The sequence below is a fragment of the Colwellia sp. MB02u-14 genome, from assembly GCF_014076915.1.
Classification (GTDB): Bacteria; Pseudomonadota; Gammaproteobacteria; order Enterobacterales; family Alteromonadaceae; genus Colwellia_A.
The window spans coordinates 113,099-132,043 of sequence record NZ_JACGUX010000087.1 but is presented as its reverse complement, the minus strand read 5'-3'; the positions used below and the strand labels follow the sequence as shown (position 1 = coordinate 132,043).

Sequence of the window (18,945 nt, the reverse complement as noted above, 5' to 3'; positions counted from 1 at the left end):
TTAGCACCAGACTTACTTGGGAAAAATTATGACAATAGCTTCAATAAAACTCAATAAATACAATATTGAAATAGCGAACGATAAGCCGTTTGTATTATTTGGTGGTATGAATGTATTAGAGTCGCGTGATTTAGCGATGAGTACTGCCGAGCACTATGTAGAAGTGACACAAAAACTCAATATTCCTTATGTGTTCAAGGCATCTTTTGATAAAGCTAATCGTTCTTCTGTTCATTCATACCGAGGACCAGGCTTAGAAGAAGGTTTGAGAATATTTGAAGAAATTAAGTCGACGTTCAATGTACCAATTATTACTGACGTCCATGAAGTACATCAAGCACAGCCAGTTGCAGAGGTAGTTGATATTATTCAGCTACCCGCATTTTTAGCGCGCCAAACTGATCTTGTGGTAGCAATGGCGAAAACCAATGCAATTATTAACGTTAAAAAACCACAGTTCCTTGCCGCCCATGAAATGCGCCATATCATTAAGAAATTTTCAGAAGCTGGTAATGAGCACGTTATTCTTTGTGAGCGTGGCAGCTGTTATGGTTATAACAATCTTGTTGTTGACATGCTGGCGATGGACGAAATGAAAGATTATGCGCCAGTCATATTTGATGCAACTCATGCTTTACAACAACCAGGTGGTCGAGAAGATTCTGCTGGCGGACGTCGTGCTAAAGCCGCCCAATTGGCACGTAGTGGCATGGCATTAGGTTTGGCGGGTTTATTTATAGAATCACACCCTGACCCCGATAAGGCTAAGTGTGATGGCCCTTGCGCGTTACCTCTCGATAAACTTGAACCTTACTTACAGCAAATGAAATCAATTGATGATTTAGTTAAATCATTTACGCCATTAATTACTGGCTAGCTTGTTGTACCAATTCAACTTAATAAAAAAGGTGCTTAAAAGCACCTTTTTTATTAAGCGATTATGAGGTTAAATGTGTTAACTGTCACTTTGATTTTTATCTAAATGATGAAAATCAATATTCTCAATTTTACTACCGGCATTGTCATTATAAAAAACCTCTTCATCAAACTGGTTTTCAGATTTAGCGACTACAATCGATACCATGCTATCACCGGTAACATTCACTGCCGTTCTGGTCATATCAAGTAAGCGGTCCACACCGATAATTAATCCAATACCTTCAACAGGTAAGCCTACTTGGTCTAATACCATGGCAAGCATTATTAAACCGACTCCTGGAACCCCAGCGGTACCTATCGATGCAAGTGTAGCGGTAAGTATTACCATTAAATATTGGCTAAACGTTAAATCGACATTAAATACTTGCGCAATAAATACGGTGGCAACACCTTGCATGATAGCGGTACCATCCATATTAATGGTTGCACCTAATGGTACCGTAAACGAAGCGATTGAATTTTTAACACCCATTTTTTTTGTCACGGTTTCTAGTGTCACGGGTATAGTTGCATTACTGCTGGCGGTAGAAAATGCAAAGATAACGGTATCACGCATTTTTCTTAAAAAGGTAATAGGGCTCAAGCCTGTCATTACTTTTAAGATAGTCGAATAAGTAACTGTTGCATGCAATATTAACGCAAAGAAAACCACTAAAAAATAGATCATTAGGTTCTTGAAAATATCAATCGACATATCAGTGAACAAACTCGCTAATAAACAGAAGACACCGTATGGGGCAAGATTCATTAAGATAGTGACCAAGCGCATAATAACTGTACTCATGTCTTCAAATAAGCTAGCTACACGTTCGCCAGCTTTACCTGAGAGCGCAATGGCAATACCAAACAGTAAGGCAAAGACAATGACTTGTAGCATATTGCCTTTTGCAAAAGCTTCAAACGGGTTACTCGGGAACATTTGAATAAAAACTTGCGCTAACGATGGCGCTTCTTTACTGGCGAAAGTTGTGTCTGAGGCCATGTTGACCCCTTCACCTGGGCTTATTAATAACGCTAAAAACATCGCGAAGCTAATGGCTATTGCTGTAGTGATTAAATAAAGGGCAATAGCTTTACCGCCAATGCGGCCAAGTTTTGTCGTGTCTTTTAATGAACACGTGCCACAGATAAGGGATACAAAAACAAGTGGAACAACCAGCATTTTCAAACTTGAAATGAAAATTTGCCCAATGACTTCAAAAATCCCGTCAACCAAAAATGATCGTAATGAAATTTCAAAGAAATAGAGAGGGATAACAAAGTCTGATTTGTTTGGCATCAGAAATTGTAAGAACACGCCTACTGCGATGCCAGCAAGCATACCAGTAACGATTCTAGCGGTTAAACTAGCTTTTTTTTTATCAGTCATAAAGAAATGCAACGTTATTTTTTATTATAAATTATGAAGAGTAGATTAACAGGTAATTCATTGATTAAAAAGCTATTGATTAAAAAGCAACTATAGCGCTATTTTTAATGAAATTTTTATAATATAAGTTACTATTAATGAAGATGTAATTAAAAATTAAGGGATACTTGCATGGCACAACTTAAACGTTTGGGTTTTTGGATTTTATTTATCACGCTAAGTGGCTGTGGTGGAAGTGGAGATGGCGGCTTGTCTCGAGTTGAAACACCTGTTGAAGGTGGTTCGGTCGTGAGTACACTTTTATTAAATATTTCTGATACGACCGTTACGGGTGCTGCACCGGTTATCGTTACCGCGACTGTCATGCAAGGCGCTTTGCCCGTAACCAATAGAGCGGTTACTTTTACGACAACTTTAGGCGTTTTTTCGCCATCGTCTGGCTCGGCATTAACCAATGACAACGGTGAAGCGACTATCACGTTAACCGCGGGGAGTGTTCGTGGTGCTGGTGAAATATCCGCTTCTCTTTCCTCTGGTGAAACCTCTAGCGTTCCATTAGGCTTTAAAACACAAGGTGATGATATTGGTATTGTTGGTGATATCAATATCAGTGTCACTTTAATAGACGGAGAAGGGGCCTCTACTGATACGGTAACGTCATCAAAACCTGCGAGAGTAATCGCGACTATTGATGGTATTAGCGCACCTTTAATCGTTACTTTTAGTTCAACAGTTGGCGACATACCGATCCCATCGGCGATAACTAATGCCGACAATCAAGCCATTGTTGATATTTATGCTGGAGACTCATTAGGTGCGGGCACTGTGACAGCTTCTATTACTAGTGGTGAAACCGGGCAAGTATTATTAGTTGTTGGCTCTTCTACTGTTGAAATTGGTAGCGGTGACCCGTTTGTGGAAGGTGTTGCTGATATAAGTCTAGATACCATTTCTGCAGGGGGAACAACCGTTGTTTCTGTGATTATTATTGACGACCAAGGTAATAACTTTGCTGAGCCTGTCGATATAGAATTTTCCTCTAGCTGTACCAGTCAAACAATACCAACAGCCACATTAAGTTCGCCGGTAACAACATCTAATGGCGTTGCTACCAGTACTTATTTAGCGAAAGGTTGTATTGGGGAAGATCAAATTAATGTCACCGCCAATGCAGGGGGGATAAATTTATCAGCTAACGGAATGGTCACCGTTTTACCTGCGGATGCTGGTAGCATAGAGTTTGTTTCAGCAACACCTGAATATATTTCTATTCTAGGAACAGGTAGTACGGAACGACCTGAAAGCTCTACCATTATTTTTAGAGTATTAGATACCAATGGTAATCCTATAAACAATAGTGATGTTGATTTTTCTCTAAATACAGATGTAGGTGGTATGAATGTTATTCCTACCAGTGCTACTACAGATAATAATGGTTTAGTGCAAACTGTTGTGAATTCTGGTTCGGTTTCTCATGCGGTTGTTGTTACCGCTAGTATTCGAGACACCAATCCCCTTATTTCCACACAATCAAGTAATTTAATTGTATCGACGGGGATTCCAGACCAGGACAGTTTTACCCTAGGAGCTGATATATTAAACCCAGAAGCATGGAATCTAACTGGCACCGAAGTTATTGTTACTGCTCGTTTAGCTGATGCTTTTAATAATCCACCTCCTCCTACAGTGGTTTACTTTACTACAGAGGGTGGCTCAATAGGTAATTCATCAGCTGAAAAGCAATGCACAACAGATGATAGTGGAGCGTGCTTCGTAATTTGGCGAAGCCAAAACCCTCGTCCTGAAGGGCATATATTGGTTGATTTAAACAACCCATTACATGCACCTGAAAATATAAATACAATGGGACAAAGATATGGAGGTAGGGCAACTGTTTTAGCTACAACTATTGGAGAAGAGTCTTTTCCTGATCTAAATGGTAATGGTCGCTTTGATGTTTGTGAAGTCAAGGCCTTTAATGGAGGCACAGGTAAACCTTGTAATGCTGATGGCAGCATAAATGAAGCTGGAGCAGATATAATTTACTCAGGTAATGATGTTTCTGGCCAACCTTATGATTTACCCGAAGCCTTTTCTGACTATAACGAAGATCAAGTCTTTAATCCAAGTGATGGCAGTGGGGATATTGGAGGAGAACTAGAGGAACCTTCAGATTTTAACGCTAATGGACTCTACGATGGCAAAGATGGGTTATATAACGGTGTATTATGTGCCATACCTAATCATGCAGGCTGTTCCGCGCAAAAATCACTTGATGTTAGAGGGCAATTGGTATTAGTAATGTCCGGCAGTAACCCGAGAGTGTGCATTGCGACTACGTCAGATAATTCATCGACGGTTGTTAATTTTTTGAGAGTTGATGAAGGTACTAGTGGTGATATCCGTGTTAAGACGGAATTTAATTCAGATCTTGTTCAGACACCCAAAGTGGCTGATGAGGATGCAATAATCATTGCGCGCAAAAACGGCCTATGTAGTGCTAATGTTGTCTCTATCGAAATATCGAATGATTGGGATAATGATTCGGGTACCACGGATACTCTTGAAACGCATAATTATATTGATAGCCGTTATGACAACACAGTCTACATCAAGGGTGAAAATACTGGCTCTGTATCTGTTACTATTTCTGATTTACATAACCAACCAATGCCAGTTGGAACCACCATAAAGTTTACTGCAACGGCTGGCACTATCGTTGGTCCTAGCGATTTTACTTGGCCAAACGATAATAATAATGGCGGCGCTACTTATGCTGTGAGTATTAAAGGTGAGAAAGAAGCTAAAGCAGGGGTGTTAATTATGGAAGTAACAACACCTAATGGACTCACTACTTTTTTTTCAGAAACTAAAATAGATATTCAGTAGTAAAATTTAGACAATAAAAAAGCTCCTAAGGGAGCTTTTTTATTGTCTAAAAATGATAGTTACAACGAATAGCTATTTGGCCTTAGCCATCTCGGCTAATAAGAATGCTGATATTTCAGCGCCAGCCGCTAATGTTTTGTCTCGACTTTCTTTTCCTAAACCTGTGCTGTCAGTAAAAGGAGCAATTTCCATCATGTCGGCACCGGTAATACGGTATTTCGCCGCTAAAGCGCGAAGAATATCCATTGTTTCATTTTGAAATAAACCGTCGGGCTCTGGTGTGCCTGTCGCAGCAGCGACAGTTTCATCGAGCGCATCAATATCAAAGCTGACATAAAGCTCATCGATATTTTCATCTTGTAATTGCGCTAAAATATTTTCAATGATTTTTTCAACACCCAGCTCTTTCACTTCATGAGCCCAATGCTGTCTGACACCAAAAGTGCTTTCCCAGTGAGATTTTGGACGACCGCTCGATCGAATACCAACTTGAATCAAATGATGTTTTTCATGTAAATCATCTAAAATATGGGTACACCAAGAGCCAAAGCATAAATCGATACCTAAGCGTTCAACCAACAAATCAGTGTGGGCATCAAAATGAATAATAGCTGCACGGATGCCACGTTTTTTCTTCGCTTGTAAATAAGCTTTTGTTAACGGATAGCTTACTGAGTGATCACCGCCAATACCGAAAATACCTTTCTCAGGAAACTCAGCATAAAAATCGTGTAATACATCTTCAGTAATGGTTAATGGGCTAACCGCATAAGGGCTGTTTTCATCTTTATAAAGTGCTTTTCTACAGTTAGATAGTGTGGCTTCATTTAAATATTTGTCATGAAGTAAATGAGGAATAACACGCACATCTCCTATGTCAAATGCTTCAAGGTCAGGATACTGTTCAAGTAAGGCTGAACGTACAAATAATGGTCCCCAGTTTGCACCACGTAAAATTCCACCACCACAATCAGAGGCTACACCTAAGATAACAGCATTTGATGCATCAGGAAGCTTGTTTAAAGAGTCTTTCCATAAATTATCAATATCGGTTGATTGGCCAAATAATGCTTGATGCAGTTGCTCTTTACGCTCTTTAGCGGTATTGACGGTAAAAACCCCATTACCTGCAGGGCATAGACAGTTGGCAAGTTTTTCCTGTAAATTGGTCCATGAAGTTGTCATATATTTATACTCTTGTTATTTATCCCTTTCATGCTATTTATTAATAGTAAAGGAATAGTGTTTTACATAGGTGTTTTTAGGTTTTATTTTCTGAATAATTGAATTAGATAAAGAATTCAATTATCGTCAGCACCTAAAATTTTATTAGATTTATATTGTGATGAGACTGAAATATTGATGGCATTATAACGAAAATAGCTTAATTAGGCGATGTTATTAAAAATAATAACTTGTCAGCTTGGTTATTTACCGATATATCTAATAGGAATTCTAATTTCAATGATTTATGGTTTAATTGCGCTAAAAATGAGTTGCTCGGCTAATTTTTAGACAGTTATAACCGAAATGTAATTATACTGGCAAAAAAAATAGCCAGTGACGTAGGAAAGTATATATATATGGCAAAATCTCTGGTTATTGTCGAATCACCAGCCAAAGCGAAGACAATTAACAAATATCTTGGTAAAGACTTTATTGTGAAATCTAGTGTTGGTCATGTTCGTGATCTTCCTCATAGCAGTACAGGTAAAAAAGTTGCTGCAAAATCTCCTGCTGAAGTCAGAAAAATGGCACCAGCAGCAAAAGCGAAATATAAAGCTAAACGTGATAAGCAAGCACTTGTTAACCGTATGGGTATTGATCCTGAAAACGATTGGGAAGCAAATTATCAAATACTTGAAGGTAAAGAAAAAGTTGTTGCTGAATTAATCAAACTTGCCGGCTCAGCCGACACTATCTATCTCGCAACCGATTTGGATCGCGAGGGTGAAGCGATTGCCTGGCACTTAAAAGAAATTATTGGTGGTGATGACAGCAAGTTTAAACGTGTTGTTTTTAATGAAATAACCGAAAATGCTATCCAGCAAGCTTTTTCTACCCCAGGTGAATTAAGCATGCCTGGCGTTAACGCACAACAAGCGCGACGCTTTCTTGACCGCGTCGTTGGCTTTATGGTGAGTCCATTATTGTGGAAGAAAGTTGCTCGCGGTTTGTCTGCAGGTCGTGTGCAGTCGGTAGCCGTAAAGTTAGTTGTTGAAAAAGAACGTGAAATTAAGGCGTTTGATCCAAAAGAATTTTGGGAAATTACCGCAGATACAAAAACAGCCTCAGGGTTAGACTTTCCATTAGATGTTACCCATGAAAATGGTAAAGCGTTTAAACCTACCAATGAAACCGATACAAATAAAGCATTAGCAACCTTAAAAAGTGCGGCATATACCGTTGATAAACGAGACGATAAACCATCAAAAAGTACGCCATCTGCTCCTTTTATTACGTCGACGCTGCAACAAGCGGCGAGTACTAAATTAGGTTTTGGCGTCAAACGTACTATGGGCTTGGCACAGCGCTTATATGAAGCCGGTCATATTACTTATATGCGAACCGATTCAACCAATTTAAGTAAAGATGCTGTTGAAATGTGTCGTGGCTATATTGCTAAGAATTTTGGTGAGAATTACTTACCTGAAAAAGCAAAAGTTTATAACAGTAAATCTGGTGCGCAAGAGGCTCATGAAGCGATTCGTCCGTCAAATGTTAAAATAGAATCTGCTTTTATGGACGGTATCGAAGCGGATGCTAAAAAACTGTACGATCTTATTTGGCGTCAATTTGTCGCTTGTCAAATGACGGCAGCACGTTATACCGTCAGTACGATTACGGTTGGTGCTTCAGGCTTTGATTTAAAAGCCAAAGGTCGCGTAATGCAATTTGACGGTTGGACAAGAGTTCACCCGCAATTATCAAAAGGTGATGATAAGCACTTACCTGATTTGTCGGTGGGTGAAGTATTAACCCTTGAACAATTAAACCCTGCTCAGCATTTTACTAAACCGCCTGCACGTTTTGGCGAAGCATCATTAGTTAAAGAATTAGAAAAACGTTCAATTGGTCGTCCTTCAACGTATGCATCAATAATCTCGACTATTCAAGACCGTGGTTATGCGCGCTTGGATAAAAAGCGTTTTTACGCTGAAAAAATGGGTGAAATTGTCACTGACAGTTTATCTGAAAGCTTCAAAGACTTAATGAACTATGATTTTACCGCCAACATGGAACAAGAGCTTGATGAAGTGGCTGAGGGGAAAACCAATTGGAAAGAAGTACTTAACGGTTTTTATAAAAACTTTACTAAACAATTAAGTCAAGCTGACATGCCAACTGAAGAAGGTGGTATGCGCAACAATGAGCCGGTATTAACCGATATTGATTGCCCAACGTGTGGTCGTAAAATGGGGATCCGCACGGCTTCTACAGGAGTGTTTTTAGGTTGTTCTGGTTATGCTTTACCACCGAAAGAACGCTGTACGCAAACCATGAACCTTACTTCAGGTGAAGAAGCCGTTAGTGTATTAGTTGAAGACCAAGAAACAGATGCCTTACGTGCCATGCGACGCTGTGATAAATGTAGTACGGCGATGGACAGTTACTTGATTGATGAAACACGTAAATTACATGTGTGTGGTAACAATCCTGTTTGTGATGGTATTGAAGTTGAAAAGGGCGAGTTTAAAATTAAGGGTTATGACGGTCCTATTTTAGAATGTGATCGTTGTGAAGCTGAAATGGAACTCAAGTCAGGTCGTTTTGGTAAGTATTTTGATTGTACCAATGCTGAATGTAAAAACACCCGTAAGTTATTAGCGAGTGGTGAAGCGGCTCCTCCGAAAGAAGACCCTGTTCAGTTACCTGAATTACCTTGTGAAAAGTCGGAAGCACATTTTGTTTTACGTGACGGCGCCGCAGGTATTTTCTTAGCAGCGAATACTTTCCCACGTTCAAGAGAAACACGCGCACCTAAAGTTGAAGAGTTACAACGTTTTAGAGATAGAATTTCGAGTAAATTTTATTATTTAGCCGATGCTCCAGCTAAAGATCCAGACGGTAACTTAGCTGTTGTACGTTATAGTCGTAAAACAAAAGAACAATATGTAATGACCGAACTTGCACCTGAAGCGGAAGGCGCAAAACCTAAAGCAACGGGGTGGAATGCAAAGTATGTTGAAGGTAAATGGGTTGAAGAAGCAAAGAAAAAAGTAAAACTCAAAGCCAAAGCCAAAGCCAAAGCAAAGCCCAAAGCGAAACCAAAGGCAAAAGCTGAATAATCAATTTAGCTGATAATAAAAAAAGCGCTATGTAGCGCTTTTTTTATGTACAGGAAGTGCGGTCCGCTTTTTGTTCCGGACAAAAGCTTAGTACCTACATCTGTATAGGCAATGTCATGATCACATGGATGTGAAAGAATGACGATGTACAGGAAGTACGCTCACTAAGTCTCATTGAGTACTGATTTCTTAAGCCTAGCTATATTATTCAATACTCGGTCTATATTGACGATTAAGAGAAACATATTAAATGCTATATTTAGCGATTATTTTTTTAAGTGCTTTTTTATTATTTCAAGTACAGCCACTCATTGCTAAATTAATTCTGCCTTATTTTGGTGGTGGAGCAGCTGTTTGGACCGCATGCTTGTTATTCTTTCAAGCCTTTTTATTTTTGGGGTATTTCTACGCACATTGCTTAACGCACCTTAAGTCAGTAAAAAAACAGTTAAGTATTCATTTAATATTGATTGTCTGTAGTGTGTTATTTCTTCCTATTGGCATTCAAAGTTTGGGCACTTTTTCACCGTCCACTTCGCCTCTCCACAATATATTGTTGTTATTAACCATTTCAATAGGTTTACCTTATTTTATTTTGTCGTCAACGGGTCCGTTAATACAGCGATGGTTAACGTATATCGAAGTAGGCAAACTTCCTTATCAATTATATTCATTATCTAATTTAGGCTCATTGCTGGCGCTAATAAGCTTTCCTTTTCTGTTTGAGCCACTTTTTTCTACAACTCAGCAATCGAACTATTGGACTTTGGGTTATGTAATATATTCATTGATGATGGTAACTCTACTGTGGAAAATGTCGAAATTATCATTGAGTTCTCAACAGGTACATACGCGTGACAAAAAGGTTAAAAACCATGATAGCGCCTCGTTACTTGATAAAACTTTATGGATAGCCCTTGCTATGGTTGGGGTGATTTTATTAGTGGCAACCACGAATGCAATGACGCAAAATGTTCCACCGGTCCCCTTTTTATGGATACTCCCCCTTTGTTTATACCTTCTTACTTTTATTATTAGTTTTCATAGCCCTAAATGGTATGTGCGTGAATATTGGTTTGCGTTATTTGTACTTACTGCTTGCTTGGCATTGTTGATGTATTTTATTGGATCTGGGTTCGATATTATTTCACAAGTTGTTATTTATGCGAGCATTCTATTTATTGCATGTATGATTTGCCATGGTGAGTTAGCGCGTTTAAAACCACAAGTTGAACAGTTAACTTTATTTTATTTATTTATGTCACTGGGCGGATTTTTGGGCAGTGCTTTTGTCGCTTTTATTGCGCAAAATATCTTTGATCAATTCTTAGAGTTCCCTTTGGCTATTATTGGTGTCTTTGTCCTTTTAGCATTGAGTATTTATTCACAACAGCGAACTCGTCTTAAAAAGCAAACGTGGTTAGTAACAAGTAATCTCATTTTAGCTATAAGTTTTATGGGGGGATTATTCTATTTGAATACCCTTTTTATTAAAACAAATGTAGCGAGTGAGCGTAACTTTTACGGTATTTTAAGTGTTAAAGATGTTGAAATTAACAATAAAATTCAACGTCGTTTGATTGATGGAACGACATCGCACGGCACACAATCTTTAGAAAGTGGAGAAGAGACTATTCCGCTAAGTTATTATAGAAAAAATACCGGTGTTGCTCTTGTGCTCGAACAACTCACAAAACAGAGGTTAGACGAGGGCAGGCATCAAAAGATCAATGCCGGTTTTGTTGGCTTGGGTGCTGGAACTTTAGCTGCCTATGGTAATGAAGGTGACCACTATGTTTTTTATGAATTAAATCCTGCGGTTATCTTTGCAGCACAAAACTACTTTAGCTACCTAAAAGATTCTGCTGCTAACATTGAGCTGGTGCTAGGGGACGGTCGGGTGAGCTTACAGAAACAGTTAGATGATTTAGGCAGTCAGCAGTTTGATACTTTAGTGATTGACGCTTTTTCTGGTGACTCTATTCCACAGCATCTATTAACACAAGAAGCCTTATTACTGTATTTTAAGCACTTAAAGCATGATGGTGTGCTGGCGATACATATTTCGAATTCACACTTAAATTTAACGCCTTTAGTGCGTGGGTTAGCGAGCGTTTTAAATAAAGAAATTATTTATGTTGAAACGAATGCAAATAAAGAGAACGAACATAATGTTCAGTGGGTTTTGTTGACGAATAATCGATTGTTTTTAGATAATGCTCGAATAAAAGTCTATCGGCGTGATTGGCCAGCAGAAAGCGTAGATCAAAATAAAAAGGTAGTTTGGACCGACGAACACAGTGATTTATTGTCTGTGCTTAAATGATAATTCACCCGCTTGTTAAACCATCGGTTATCGACAAGAGGGTGATAGATAAACCTACCAGCTACCTATATTTTCCATACTTAACCAAGGCTCTTGTGGGGCTAATGACTCGTCTTTTTGTAATAACTCAATGGATATGCCATCTGGTGATTTTACGAAAGCCATATGGCCGTCTCGTGGTGGACGATTAATAATAACCCCAGCTGCCATAAGCTTCTCGCAGGTTTTATAGATATCAGCAACCTCGAAAGCTAAATGACCAAAGTTTCTACCCGCTGTATAGTCTTCCTGAGAATCCCAGTTATGCGTCAGTTCAATTTCAGGAGCGCCAATTTCTGTGGCAAGAAATATTAATGAAAATTTTCCTTTAGGTATATCAACACGCTTTGTTTCAATGAGGCCTAGCTGATTGATATAGAAATTGAGAGACTTTTCTAAGTCATGAACGCGCACCATAGTATGTAAAAATTTCATCTTGATCCTGTTTGCTTAGTTAGTAAAGCTAAATTCTTTACAGCATCAAAATATTTGTTTGATACGCTATAAGAAATTATGGTTAATAATAGTAAGTGAATGCTATAAATAGAGGGTATTTTATTTATTATCATAATTAAAGCCTAATCCTCTTAATTATTTATAAACTTAAAAATCAATTGACTTTATTAGCCCTACTCACTAGTTTTTTCTTTAAAGCCACATAAATCTTCAATAATACAAGAGCCACAACGAGGGGTTCTTGCTATGCAAGTATAACGACCATGGAGAATAAACCAGTGGTGTAAATTATAAAAAAATTCACTTTTTCTTGGCGTATTCTTAATAATGTTTTTTTCTGTTTCTTCAACAGTTTTACCTTTTGCGTAACCCGTACGATTTGCGAGTCGTTGAATATGGGTATCCACAGCAATAAAGTATTTTCCTTCATTATCTTTTAACTGACCAAAAGCCGTATTTAACACAACATTAGCCGTTTTTCTGCCAACGCCGGGTAAGGCTTCTAGTGCTGCTCTATTTTCAGGTACTTCACCGCCATGCAAGTTGACCAGCATTTGGCAAGTTTTTAAAGTATTGGCAGCTTTAGTATTAAACAAACCAATGGTCTTTATATAAAACTTCAAACCATCAAGCCCTAAATCAATAATAGCTTGAGGCGTATTAGCAACAGGGTAAAGCTTCGCTGTCGCTTTATTAACACCGACATCAGTTGACTGTGCTGAAAGTAGTACAGCGATTAACAGTTCAAAAGGTGAAGAAAAGTTAAGTTCAGTGGTCGGATGAGGGTTATTATCTCGTAAACGAGTTAATATTTCTAAACGCTGCACTTTATTCATAATTGTTTTCTTTATGATTGTTATTTTTCATCAAAATTGACACGAACACGGGAAATTTCGTGATTTTCTGTTTTAGGTTTAGCAGCCGCTACTCGATCGTCAATCGCATTTTTTAAAGCAATAAATAACCCCATCACAATAAAAGCACCAGGGGGCAGTATTGCCAGTAAGAATTGGCTATCGAGCGTATAGACTTCGATACGCAATATACTTGCCCATTCTCCAAGTAATAAAGTCGCACCATCAAACAATGTTCCTTGACCAAGTACTTCTCTTACGGCCCCTAACAACATCAGTATTAATAAAAAACCTAGGCCCATCATTAATCCGTCAAAACTTGCTCGTTTGATGGGGTTTTTAGAGGCGTATGCCTCAGCTCGACCAATAATCGCACAATTGGTGACGATCAAGGGGAGAAATATACCTAATGATTGATACAAACCAAAGGTATAGGCATTCATGAGTAGTTGTACACAGGTAACAAAAGACGCAATGATTAACACAAAAATAGGGATCCTAATTTCTTTAGGTACCCACTTACGAATGGCCGATACGGTCGTATTTGAACAAATAAGTACAAATAAAGTTGCTAGCCCTAAACCAATCGCGTTTGTTAACGTTGAAGTGACTGCCAGTAATGGACACAAGCCTAAAAGTTGTACGATACCAGGGTTGTTTTTCCATAAACCTTGCCAAGCTAATTCTTTATATTCGTCGTTAATTTTCATGACTATTTGGTTCCTTTAGCCGTTTTCTGGCTTGGGCAATTACTGGTAGCTTCAAATAGTTCACTTTGGTGTGCGTTAAAATAGCTAACGGTGTTGCGAACGGCTTTAACGACAGCACGTGGTGTGATAGTGGCCCCGGTGAATTGGTCAAACATGCCACCATCTTTTTTCACTAACCAACGGCCATCATTATCATGGGCTAATTTCATGCCGGTAAAGCTGTTTATCCAATCGCTTTTCTTTTCTTCTACTTTATCGCCAAGCCCGGGCGTTTCTTGGTGTTTTAACGTTCTGACACCACTAATACTGCCATCTATATTAATGGCAATAATAAGCTCTATATTTCCGCTGTATCCGTCTGGGGCAACTGTCGTAATAGCTGCAGCGACTGCGCTATCATTTTTTCTTGCACGGTAAACTTTTTGTGGTGAAACCGTACCTAATGCAGCATTTGGCAAAATATAACAGTCTTTATAGATCACATTGTTGTAGCTGTCTTTGGCGATAATACTGTTTAAGTTGCGTAATAATTCTTGTTGTTGTTGCAAGATAATCTGATCTTTAGTGAGTAAGTGGACGACTGCAACAATAGCGGTACAAGCAATAGCAAATAAAGCGAGAATTTTGGCGTTTTTACTGACGGCACTAGTAAGTGAAAGGGCCATTATTCATTTCCTGATTTACTTGGTGAAATATTATGCCCATAGGTACGAGGGCGTGTATATTGATCGATCAATGGTGCTGCCATATTACAAATTAGTACAGCGAATGCTACTCCATCAGGGTAGCCACCGTACTTTCTAATAATGAACACGAGAAAGCCTGCTAATGCGGCAAAAACGATACGCCCTTTAACACTCGTCGCACCGGAAACAGGGTCTGTTAAGATAAAGAACGCTCCAAACATGCATGCGCCGTTAAACCAATGAAACAAAGTTGAAGCATTACTGTCTTGGCTATATAAAAATGCGATTAATGAACATACAAATATGCTTGCTAAAAAACTAAATGGTGTTGCCCAATGAATTGTCTTTTTACCTATTAAGAAGAGACCACCAAGTAAAAACCCAGCACTAACCCATTCCCAACCTACACCAAAATTTTCGCCAATAACCGGGCTTTCCATGCTTTCAGCAATCGTCATTCCCAGTGTTAGGTTTGTTTTTACTGTATCGAGCGGTGTTGCCATAGTATAACCGTCAATATGTGTTCTTAGTTGTTCAACAGAATATCCGTCAATGGTAAAGCCACTAACAATTACAGATAAGGTATCAGCAAAGTTTAAGGGCAATGCCATGAGTTCTAACGGTGGTAGCCATGAAGTCATTTGTAAGGGAAATGAGATTAATAACACCACATAAGCGGCCATTGCAGGATTGAAAGGGTTATGTCCGAGACCACCATAAAGTTGTTTAACAACAATAATAGCAAAGGATGCACCAATCACAGTGATCCACCATGGCGCTATTGCGGGTAAGCTAATGCCGATTAATACCGCGGTTAGAATTGAGCTTCCATCAAATAGTTGCGCCTTTATATTCTTTTCTCGTAAAGACAACACAGTAAACTCTGCCACTAGGGCGGTAATAATGGCGAGTGAAATATGTATTAAATTCCCCCAGCCAAAAAAGTACCATTGGGCAAATACCCCTGGGATCGTGGCATAAATGACTAGACGCATTATTGCTGAGGTTTCACTTTGCACGTGATTATGTGGTGAGCTTGCTATCCAAAAGGCCATAATATTATGTCGACTCTAATTTTGTTTGTTGTTCAGCAAGTTTGCTTGCTTTGGCTTCGGTAACTGTGGCTGCAATTTTCGCTTTTTTATCGTTAACAGGCTTTGCGACCACCTTCGATATAACGGTGTTGTCGTCGAGCGTATTTTTATTCGAAGCTAGTGCGGTATCATTGCTTTTCTCAGCAAGCTTTCTTGCTTTAGCCTTGGCAACTGCGGCAGCAATTTTCGCTTTTTTATCGTCAACAGACTTTTCGACCTGCTTTGATATAACAGTGTTATCGTCGAGCGTATTTTTATTCGTGGCTAGTGCGGTATCATTACTTTTCTCAGTAAGCTTTCTTGCTTTAGCCTTGGCAACTGCGGCAGCAATTTTAGCTTTTTTGTCATTAACAGGCTCGATTGCGATATCATCTGTTGTATCAACTGATACAGATTTTTCTGTTGGTATGTTTTGCTGAGCAGCAAGTTTTTTTGCTTTTGCTCTAGCAATAGCCGCACTTACCTGACTTTTTTGTTCTACGTCTATTGGTGTAACTGTGTGGTCAGCAGTTACGCTATCGCCGATTTTAGTTTGTTGAGCTTTCTTGGCTTTGACGCGTGCTAAAGCCTCAGCAACCGCTGATTTCTCAGTTTTTGCTTGGGGTGTACCTGAGTTCATTCGTACTTTACGTGCTTCGGCTGCTGCTTTGTGCTTTTCTTCTCGTGCTATTTTGTCTCTTGCCAGGCGTTCTTTACGCGCTTCAAACCTTACTTTTGCATGTTCTGCTTTTATATCTAATTGCTTTTGTGTGCGAATTTCAGATTTTGCTACACGATAATAGTGTACTAATGGAATTTGGCTTGGACAAACATACGCACAAGCGCCACATTCGATACAATCGAATAGGTTGAGTTTTTCAAGTTGTGGCTGATCTTTTGCTTTAGCGCTCCACTGTAATTCTTGTGGTAAAAGTTGGCTAGGGCAGACATCACTACATTGCCCACATCGAATGCATTCAATTTCCCCTGTGCCAGTGGAATAAGGTGACGATATCTCTTGCTCACTTGGGGCGAGTACACAGTTGGTTGTTTTTACCACAGGCACTTGATCTGTTGGCAAACTGTAGCCCATCATCGGACCGCCCATAATGATATGCTTTTTATTTTTATTAGCGTAACCACACTGCTCAAGTAAAAAACCTACAGGAGTTCCAAGTAATGACCAGACATTTTGAGGCTTTTTTAAAGCCTGGCCACTAACCGTAACCACTCTTTTTATTAGAGGTATATCGTTTATTACGGCATCAGCAATAGCAAAACAAGTCGCAATATTATGCATAACAATACCTAAAGAACTTGGTAAAACACCAGATGGCACTTCTTGACCTGTTAATATTTGAATGAGTTGTTTTTCACCACCTGTAGGATATTTAGTGGGTACTACACAGACTTGAATATGCTCATTATGGGCGGTTGCTTGTTGTAACACTTTTATTGCTTCGGGTTTGTTTTCTTCAATTCCGATAAGAATATAAGCAGGCGAAAGAATACGGTCGAGTATATTAATACCATCTAAGATTGACGGGCTGTGTTCACGCATTAATAAATCGTCAGCGCTAATATAAGGTTCACACTCGGCGGCATTAATAATAAGAAATTTTATTTTTTCTCGAATACTGACCTTTACTTGTGTAGGGAAGCCCGCGCCACCCATACCTGAAATACCAGCGGACGCAATTTTATCAATTAATTCATTATTTGTTAGTTGATTAAAATCAATACAAATATGGCGTTCTCGCCATTTGTCTTCACCATCAGGCGTAATAAATAAGCATAATTCACTTAGACCTGAAGGATGCGCAATAACCGCATTTTTGACAGCACTAATAGTGCCACTTGTCGGTGCATGAATAGGCACGGCCATTGGGTGCATACTGTGTGTAAGTGCTTGCCCTTTTAATACCTTATCACCAACTTTTACTTGTAACTCACCAGCAATACCGATGTGTTGTTGTAATGGTAATATTAGTTGTTCAGGTATACTAACCGCTCTGATTGGCTTGTCAGTGGTTAAAAACTTTTGTTCAGGAGGGTGAATGCCGCCATGAAAAGTCCAAAAGTTGCCTCGTTTTATACGTTCAATCACTGATCCCACGAATCCTCACCTAATCAAGCTGTACTAAGGGTATATTATTAAGATCCCATTGCCAGTTTTGTGGCGTTTTAGCAATAGGTATCATTACTATGCAATCAACTGGGCAAGGTTCAACACATAAATCACAGCCGGTACATTCATCGGCTATTATGGTGTGCATTTGTTTGGTTGTTCCTAAAATTGCGTCAACAGGGCAGGCTTGGATGCATTTTGTGCAGCCGATACAATCTTCTTCAATAATGAACGCAACTTTAGGAGAGTTATCTGTATCATGGCTTTCATCTAATGGTGGTGGTTCAACTCCCATCAAATCGGCAATTTTTTTGATAGTGTCTTCACCACCAGGAGCACATTTATTTATCGCTTCACCATTTGCTACTGCTTCTGCATAAGGTTTACAACCAGGGTATCCACATTGACCACATTGTGTTTGCGGTAATATAGCGTCAACTTGTTCGGCAAGAGGATCTCCTTCGACATGGAATTTTACCGAGGCAAAACCGAGGATAGCACCAAAGACTAATGCCATACAGCCAAGGACTAATATGGCCAAAAGAGTGGTCACTAGTACGCTCATTATAACTTCACCAATCCAGTAAAACCCATAAAGGCAAGCGACATTAAGCCCGCGGTTATCATCGCAATAGCAGAACCTTTAAAAGGTTTAGGGATATCTGCATTAGCCAGTTTTTCGCGCATGGCTGAAAACATAATAAGAACAAGAGAAAACCCTACAGCGGCACCAAAACCATAAACGATTGATTCAAGAAAGTTATGTTGCTCATATATATTTAATAAGGCGACACCTAATACTGCGCAATTAGTCGTAATGAGTGGCAAGAAGATACCCAGTAAACGGTATAAGTTGGCACTGGTTTTATGTACGACCATTTCGGTAAATTGAACAACCACGGCAATGACTAATATAAACATCATTGTCGTTAAATATTCTAGACCCAAGGGGGCTAAAATATAGGTGTTAACGATGTAACTGAGCAACGAAGCAATAGTCATTACAAAGGTGGTGGCAAATGACATACCGATAGCAGTTTCAGTACGAGAAGACACACCCATAAATGGGCATAAACCTAGGAACTTTACGAGTACAAAGTTATTGACTAATACTGTGCTAACTAACAGCAGTAGATAATCTGTCATTTGAGAATTAATTTTATGAGATAATTCGCACTATTATCCGA

General features: G+C 39.1%; 14 protein-coding genes. 4 read left to right on the top strand and 10 right to left on the bottom strand.

Features of this window, described 5'->3' with window-relative positions:
• Positions 1-28 precede the first annotated feature (28 nt).
• Complete coding sequence (kdsA, locus tag H4J52_RS16930) at positions 29-877, top strand: 3-deoxy-8-phosphooctulonate synthase (protein ID WP_182182064.1); 849 nt, start codon at positions 29-31, stop codon at positions 875-877.
• A gap of 78 nt (positions 878-955) precedes the next feature.
• Here the strand turns inward: kdsA and H4J52_RS16925 are convergent, their stop codons facing one another.
• Positions 956-2,308: a dicarboxylate/amino acid:cation symporter gene (locus H4J52_RS16925; protein WP_182182065.1), complete on the bottom strand. Its 1,353-nt coding sequence runs from the start codon at positions 2,306-2,308 to the stop codon at positions 956-958.
• Between the two features lie 171 nt (positions 2,309-2,479).
• Between H4J52_RS16925 and H4J52_RS16920 the strand changes: the two genes are divergently transcribed.
• On the top strand, positions 2,480-5,197 hold the full coding sequence (locus H4J52_RS16920) for a hypothetical protein (RefSeq protein WP_182182066.1): 2,718 nt from the start codon (positions 2,480-2,482) through the stop codon (positions 5,195-5,197).
• A gap of 72 nt (positions 5,198-5,269) precedes the next feature.
• Here H4J52_RS16920 and H4J52_RS16915 read toward each other — a convergent pair whose 3' ends face one another.
• A complete protein-coding gene (locus H4J52_RS16915) occupies positions 5,270-6,382 on the bottom strand; it encodes an arginase family protein (protein WP_182182067.1) in 1,113 nt (370 codons plus the stop codon).
• Between the two features lie 398 nt (positions 6,383-6,780).
• Here H4J52_RS16915 and topA point away from each other — a divergent pair, with 398 nt between their 5' ends.
• Together topA and H4J52_RS16905 are read left to right on the top strand one after the other, a co-directional pair.
• On the top strand, positions 6,781-9,486 hold the full coding sequence (gene topA / locus H4J52_RS16910; protein WP_182225283.1) for a type I DNA topoisomerase: 2,706 nt from the start codon (positions 6,781-6,783) through the stop codon (positions 9,484-9,486).
• A 250-nt stretch (positions 9,487-9,736) separates the two neighbouring features.
• Positions 9,737-11,812 carry a fused MFS/spermidine synthase gene (locus H4J52_RS16905; protein WP_182182069.1) on the top strand — a complete coding sequence of 692 codons (2,076 nt, stop codon included), beginning with the start codon at positions 9,737-9,739 and terminating at the stop codon, positions 11,810-11,812.
• 54 nt (positions 11,813-11,866) lie between these two features.
• Here the strand turns inward: H4J52_RS16905 and H4J52_RS16900 are convergent, their stop codons facing one another.
• From H4J52_RS16900 to rsxA, 8 genes are all read right to left on the bottom strand, one after another.
• Positions 11,867-12,286 carry a VOC family protein gene (locus H4J52_RS16900; protein WP_182182070.1) on the bottom strand — a complete coding sequence of 140 codons (420 nt, stop codon included), beginning with the start codon at positions 12,284-12,286 and terminating at the stop codon, positions 11,867-11,869.
• A 194-nt stretch (positions 12,287-12,480) separates the two neighbouring features.
• Positions 12,481-13,143: an endonuclease III gene (nth, locus tag H4J52_RS16895; protein WP_182182071.1), complete on the bottom strand. Its 663-nt coding sequence runs from the start codon at positions 13,141-13,143 to the stop codon at positions 12,481-12,483.
• Between the two features lie 20 nt (positions 13,144-13,163).
• The gene (locus H4J52_RS16890) at positions 13,164-13,871 is read right to left on the bottom strand and encodes an electron transport complex subunit E (protein WP_182225281.1); all 708 of its coding nucleotides are present in this window, start codon (positions 13,869-13,871) and stop codon (positions 13,164-13,166) included.
• 2 nt (positions 13,872-13,873) lie between these two features.
• Positions 13,874-14,536, bottom strand: coding sequence for an electron transport complex subunit RsxG (gene rsxG / locus H4J52_RS16885; protein ID WP_182223381.1), 663 nt, complete (start codon positions 14,534-14,536; stop codon positions 13,874-13,876).
• Positions 14,536-15,612, bottom strand: coding sequence for an electron transport complex subunit RsxD (gene rsxD, locus H4J52_RS16880; protein WP_182182074.1), 1,077 nt, complete (start codon positions 15,610-15,612; stop codon positions 14,536-14,538). Before rsxD ends, rsxG begins: the two co-directional genes overlap by 1 nt.
• A gap of 4 nt (positions 15,613-15,616) precedes the next feature.
• The gene (gene rsxC, locus H4J52_RS16875; RefSeq protein WP_182225279.1) at positions 15,617-17,746 is read right to left on the bottom strand and encodes an electron transport complex subunit RsxC; all 2,130 of its coding nucleotides are present in this window, start codon (positions 17,744-17,746) and stop codon (positions 15,617-15,619) included.
• Between the two features lie 10 nt (positions 17,747-17,756).
• Positions 17,757-18,323 carry an electron transport complex subunit RsxB gene (gene rsxB, locus H4J52_RS16870; protein ID WP_220460131.1) on the bottom strand — a complete coding sequence of 189 codons (567 nt, stop codon included), beginning with the start codon at positions 18,321-18,323 and terminating at the stop codon, positions 17,757-17,759.
• Entirely contained in the window at positions 18,323-18,904 is a 582-nt protein-coding gene (gene rsxA, locus H4J52_RS16865; RefSeq protein WP_182182076.1) for an electron transport complex subunit RsxA, read from the bottom strand. The genes rsxB and rsxA overlap by 1 nt, the downstream gene beginning before the upstream one ends.
• Between the last annotated feature and the right edge of the window lie 41 nt (positions 18,905-18,945).

Coding starts and splice junctions, on each gene's coding strand:
- kdsA (WP_182182064.1), top strand. CDS start 29: ATGACAATAGCTTCAATAAAACTCAATAAATACAATATTGAAATAGCG.
- H4J52_RS16925 (WP_182182065.1), bottom strand. CDS start 2,308: ATGACTGATAAAAAAAAAGCTAGTTTAACCGCTAGAATCGTTACTGGT.
- H4J52_RS16920 (WP_182182066.1), top strand. CDS start 2,480: ATGGCACAACTTAAACGTTTGGGTTTTTGGATTTTATTTATCACGCTA.
- H4J52_RS16915 (WP_182182067.1), bottom strand. CDS start 6,382: ATGACAACTTCATGGACCAATTTACAGGAAAAACTTGCCAACTGTCTA.
- topA (WP_182225283.1), top strand. CDS start 6,781: ATGGCAAAATCTCTGGTTATTGTCGAATCACCAGCCAAAGCGAAGACA.
- H4J52_RS16905 (WP_182182069.1), top strand. CDS start 9,737: ATGCTATATTTAGCGATTATTTTTTTAAGTGCTTTTTTATTATTTCAA.
- H4J52_RS16900 (WP_182182070.1), bottom strand. CDS start 12,286: ATGAAATTTTTACATACTATGGTGCGCGTTCATGACTTAGAAAAGTCT.
- nth (WP_182182071.1), bottom strand. CDS start 13,143: ATGAATAAAGTGCAGCGTTTAGAAATATTAACTCGTTTACGAGATAAT.
- H4J52_RS16890 (WP_182225281.1), bottom strand. CDS start 13,871: ATGAAAATTAACGACGAATATAAAGAATTAGCTTGGCAAGGTTTATGG.
- rsxG (WP_182223381.1), bottom strand. CDS start 14,536: ATGGCCCTTTCACTTACTAGTGCCGTCAGTAAAAACGCCAAAATTCTC.
- rsxD (WP_182182074.1), bottom strand. CDS start 15,612: ATGGCCTTTTGGATAGCAAGCTCACCACATAATCACGTGCAAAGTGAA.
- rsxB (WP_220460131.1), bottom strand. CDS start 18,323: ATGAGCGTACTAGTGACCACTCTTTTGGCCATATTAGTCCTTGGCTGT.
- rsxA (WP_182182076.1), bottom strand. CDS start 18,904: ATGACAGATTATCTACTGCTGTTAGTTAGCACAGTATTAGTCAATAAC.